Genomic DNA, 4,530 nt, shown 5'->3' with positions numbered 1-4,530 from the left:
TCGCTACATCACCCACCACGGGCGGCCGCCGTGACCGAGCACGTCGTGCCCCCGGACGCCGCCCGAGAGGGTCCCGCGCGCGGCCGCGCGGGCCTCGGCCCGGGTGCGGGCGAGGAGAACGGGCCGGTCGCTCTCCGAGACGTAGAGCGCAGCGGTCAACTCCTTGATGGCGACCGCCCGGTGCAGCACCTCGTCGTGGGCGCGCCACACCCGGCCCATGCCCCCGCTGCCGATGGATTCGGCCAGCCGGTAGCGGCCCGCGATGAGCAGGCCCTGCATCTGATTCACGTTGCCCCGCAATGCTCTTGACAGGGTCAGACTAAGGACCGGCCTGCCTCCATGGAACAAGCGGGGTCCCAAGGAGACCCCACTGTGACGGTTTTCGCTTCTCGTGCCGGACGGGAACCGAACGACGAGGTGGCTCAGCCGGTGTACTTGTACGTCGCCGAAGCCTGCTCGTACAGCCGCGTCACCTCGTCCCGCTGGGCTTCGGGGCCGCGCACCTGCACGATGTGGTACCGGCCTCCGATGAGAATCGCGATGTTGCGGACGAACAGGTCGCGCCCCTGGTCGTCGGTCCAGGTGAACTGCCCCTCGGCCATGGTCCGGTCGCCCACCTCGATGGTCCTCAGCCCGGTGGCCGTGGCCCAGCTGGAGTCGCGGTAGGGCTGGAGCTCGCTCTCCTTGTCCCGCTGATAGGCCATCGGGTCGGTGCCGTACCTGGAGGCCCTGTCCCGGCCCGGTACGACGATGAGCTCGAAGTCCCCGTGCGAGTAGACCACCTGTCCGAGCCCGTTCTTGGGCGTGCGGTTCCAGCCCTTGGCCACGGCGAGTTGGAAGCCCTCGGAGTCCTTGCGCAGGGTGAAGCCATCGGCGACGGAGGGGTCGGTGGTGGTCTGCGTCTCGGTGGACGGGGCCGACGCGGATGAGGAAGGGCTGTTCGGCGCCTTCGAGCCGTGCCCGGAGGAGGGCTTGGCGCTGTGCCCGGGCGCCTGGCCGACCTGCCCGGCGGCTCCCGTCCGGTCACTGCTCGCCGCGCCGCTGCGGTCCGACTTGGGCATGAAGAGCATGGCGTAGGCGACCGCGCCGGCCAGCAGGAGCAGGATCAGCAGGAGCAGGGTGCGGCCGAGCCGGCGCGGGGACACGGTCTCCTGCTTGGCCCGCTTGTGCCGGCCGTGCGGGCCGGCCGCGGGCAGCCCGGCGCGCCGCCTGCGCACCAGTTCGCCGCGGCGCCGCACGATCGGCAGCCGGCTCGGGTCGGCGGGCGGCACGGCGACGACGTGCGCACCGGCCTCCGGCTCGGGCGCCGAGCGCACCAGGGACCGCAGCCAGCCGCGCAGTTCCTCGAACTCGGGCCGCTCGGTGGGGTCCTGCCGCAACAGCGACTCGACGACCGGCCTGAGCGGGCCGCACTCCTCCGCGAAGGCCGGCGGCTCCGCGCACACGAGCTGCACCAGCTCGGCCGTCGACTCCTCCGGATACGGAGCGTGTCCCTGTACGGCCCTGAAGAGCAGCGCCCCGAGCGCCCACAGGTCGGTCGCCGGTCCGATCGGCGCCGCCAACTGCCAGTTCTCGTGCACCGGCCCGGCCTGCTCCGGCGCCCAGCGCTCGGTCACCGGACCCACCACGGTCATCCGCACCTGCCGGGCGCGCTCGGCGGCGAGCGCGGTGGCCGGTCCGCGCCGCGCGGGTGTCCCGGCGACCAGATCGTCCCAGCGGGCAGGCGGGCGAGGGGCGCCGGTGCCGTCGGCGGCGTGCGGGGGGAGGGCGGGGGCGCGGCCGGGCTGCGAGGGAAGCGCCGCGGACGGGACGCCGTCCCCGGCCGTGCGGGACACGGAGGGACGGCCGGGCCGGGGAGGGAGCGCGGGCGCGGGAAGCAGCCCGTCCGCGTCCAGGACGGGGGCGGGGCCCGGGCCGTCGGTGGTGGTACCCGGGTCTGCCCCGGCCGGAGGCAGCGCCGAGCGCTGCGGGCCGCTGTCCACTGCCGGGAGCGGGTCCTCGGGGGTGGTGCGGGGGGAGGCTCCGTGCCAGGGGGCGGCGTGCACGCCGTAGGGGTCGGCGATCTGCCCGGGAGGAGTGCTGCCGACCCGGCGGCCCTGGTCCGTGCCCTGTTCGGTGCCGTACGGCGGCTGGGCCGAGCCGTTGGCCCGGGCGGCGTCGCCGGTGCCCGTGTCTCCATCGGCGGACGGACGGGCACCGGGCAGCGCGGCCCGCCCGTTCTGCTGGGCCTCCTGCACCCGGGCGGCGGCCCGCGCGCCCGCGCGGTACGCGGCGATCGCCCCGGCCCGCGCGGCCCTGATGTCCCCGCCGCCGTCCAGCGTCCAGCGGGCGGGCGTCCCGGAGGAAGTCCCGGCCCCGCCGGAACCGTCCGTCCCGGCAGCGGGCAGTCCCCCGGCCGCCCGCGCCTGGATCGCGGCACGCCGAGCGGCCTCAGGATCCACCTCACCGTGGGCCGTGCCGCCGGGGCCGACCCGGCCGCCCGCGCCCCCGATGCCGCCGGAGCCTCCCGGCTCACCGGGCCCGTCCGGCCCGCCACCGCCCTCGGCGCCGGTACCGGCCGCCGGCCCCTCCTGGTCCGGCACCGGGTCGTACCCGCACAGCGCCTCCTCCGCCGCGCCGACCGCGAGCCCGGTGAGCATCACCCGGCCGTCGTCGCAGACGAGGACCGTGCGGGCGGTGACGTTGCGGTGCACCCAGCCGTGGGCGTGCAGCACCCGCAGCGCCATCAGGACGTCGGAGGCGACCTCGGCCGCCCGGTAGGGCGTCAGCGGCTTCTCGGTCAGCAGCGCGGCCAGCGGGCGCGCGGACACCAGCTCGCTGACTATCCACAGCGAACCACCCTCGGCGAACACGTCGAAGACCTGGTCGAGCCGGGGGTGGTCGGGGACGCGGGCCGCCGCCTGCGCGGCCTCCACGGCCCTGCGCACCGCCGGGTCGGTGGGGCTCCGGGTGGCCGTCCGTGCCGTGGGCGGGCGCCGCGAGCCGCGGTCACGCGCCGTGAATCCCTCGGGCAGCCCGTCCGAGTCGAGCACCTCGGCCTCGACGACCTCCGGCAACGGCACCTGCCGCACCAGGACTTCCTGCCCGCTGTAGGTGTCGAAGGCCCGGGTCTCGGTGAGTTCGTACTCGTCGGAGGGTGGCAGCGGCAGGCGGTAGCGGTCGGCGAGCACTCGACCCGCGTAGTCGTCCACTTTGCCTCCCCCGGCCGCCCGGTTGGTCAAATCCGTTCGCCTTACGGCGCGTTCCGCACAGATAGCCAAATGCGTACGGTCCGCAACCACTCACGATACGTGCCGGAGGCAATTCGCAATGAGGGATGGGAGATTCTCACGTCCCGTGCCCCGCGGCCGCTCGGCTCACGACGCGGGCTCGAAGGACTCCGTCAGTGTCTTCCAGGTGTCCTTGCGCAGCTCACCGCTCCACTTCGAGGCCTTCGCCGTGTACATCAGCGCGTAGCCGGTGTGGTCGTTGACGACGAACCCGCGGTCGATGGTGCGGTACTTCGTGCCGCCCTCGACATACGTGAACTCCCAGTCGGCCGTGTTCCAGCCGCGGTAGTCCACCGCCGCTATGCGGATCTTCTGGTACTGCGCGCGGACCATGTAGCGCTCCTGGTTCTTCCAGTCCGCCACCGGGTTGTCCTTGGGCGTGCTGGTCCAGGCGACGAGGAGCCTCTGGCCGTCGGGCCCGGTGAACCGGTCGCCCGCCGCGCTGCCGGCCTGGAACTTCCACCCCTTGGGCAGCCCGATGGAGTACCCCTGGCCCCCCTTGTGGGTGGACACCACCGGGGCGCTCCCGCTGCCGCCGGAGTCCGAGGACCCCTTGTGGCCGCCGGTGTTCGCGCTCGCGCTCGACGCCGCCGCGGAGGCGGTCGACGAGCCGGTCGTGCCGGAGGTGGAGCTGTCGCCGTCCGTGCCGGTGCCGGTGTCCTTGTCCTCCTTGGTGGAGGCGCTGGCGCTTGCCACGGGCTTGGCACCGCCGCCGCTCTTCGCTCCCTTGGAGTCGTTGTCGTCGCCCCCGCCGAGCGTGAGGGCCAGCACGGTGCCGATCACCACGGCCAGGACAACCACCACGATGATCAGCAGTGTGCGCCTGGGCACCACATCGGTGAGGGGGGCCCTGGGCGCCGGCCGCGGCGGCAGGTCCGGCGGCGGTACCACGGGCCAGCCCGAACTCGCGCGCCCGCCGGAGGCGTTCGCGCCCTGCGCACCCTGGTCCCGGGCAGCTCCGGGTCCAGGCACCGGGGCGGTCCGGGCGGTCGGCGCCGAAGACGGCCCCGCCGGGGAAGCGGTCCCCGCGGCTCCCGCGCCGCCGGCCGGCGTACCGCCGGTGGCCGGGCTCTTGGTGCCCACGCCGCCGGAACCGACAGCGCCGGAACCGGTACCGCCGGACGCCGAGGCACCGACGGCTCCCGGCGCGGGGGCCCCCCCCCCCCCCCGCCAAGCCCGGGCCCCCCGCCCCCCCCTGTGCGCCCCCCCCCCCCCGCCCCCACACACCCACGCCCCCCCCACTCCCGCCCCCCCCCCCCCC

Annotated in this window: 2 protein-coding genes and 1 pseudogene; all 3 read right to left on the bottom strand. The window is 75.3% G+C overall.

Annotated elements, in window-relative coordinates; translation table 11 throughout:
- Positions 1-75: 75 nt before the first annotated feature.
- A pseudogene (locus ACFW2E_RS21805) lies at positions 76-279 on the bottom strand (serine/threonine protein kinase); the annotation flags it as partial.
- 143 nt (positions 280-422) lie between these two features.
- On the bottom strand, positions 423-3,191 hold the full coding sequence (locus ACFW2E_RS21800) for a protein kinase (protein ID WP_384468727.1): 2,769 nt from the start codon (positions 3,189-3,191) through the stop codon (positions 423-425).
- A gap of 165 nt (positions 3,192-3,356) precedes the next feature.
- Entirely contained in the window at positions 3,357-4,100 is a 744-nt protein-coding gene (locus ACFW2E_RS21795) for a hypothetical protein (protein ID WP_384468726.1), read from the bottom strand.
- Between the last annotated feature and the right edge of the window lie 430 nt (positions 4,101-4,530).

The sequence above is a fragment of the Streptomyces sp. NPDC058964 genome, from assembly GCF_042741275.1.
GTDB lineage: Bacteria > Actinomycetota > Actinomycetes > Streptomycetales > Streptomycetaceae > Streptomyces.
Note: the sequence above shows the minus strand (reverse complement) of the source record. Positions and strands in the feature narration are given on the sequence as shown.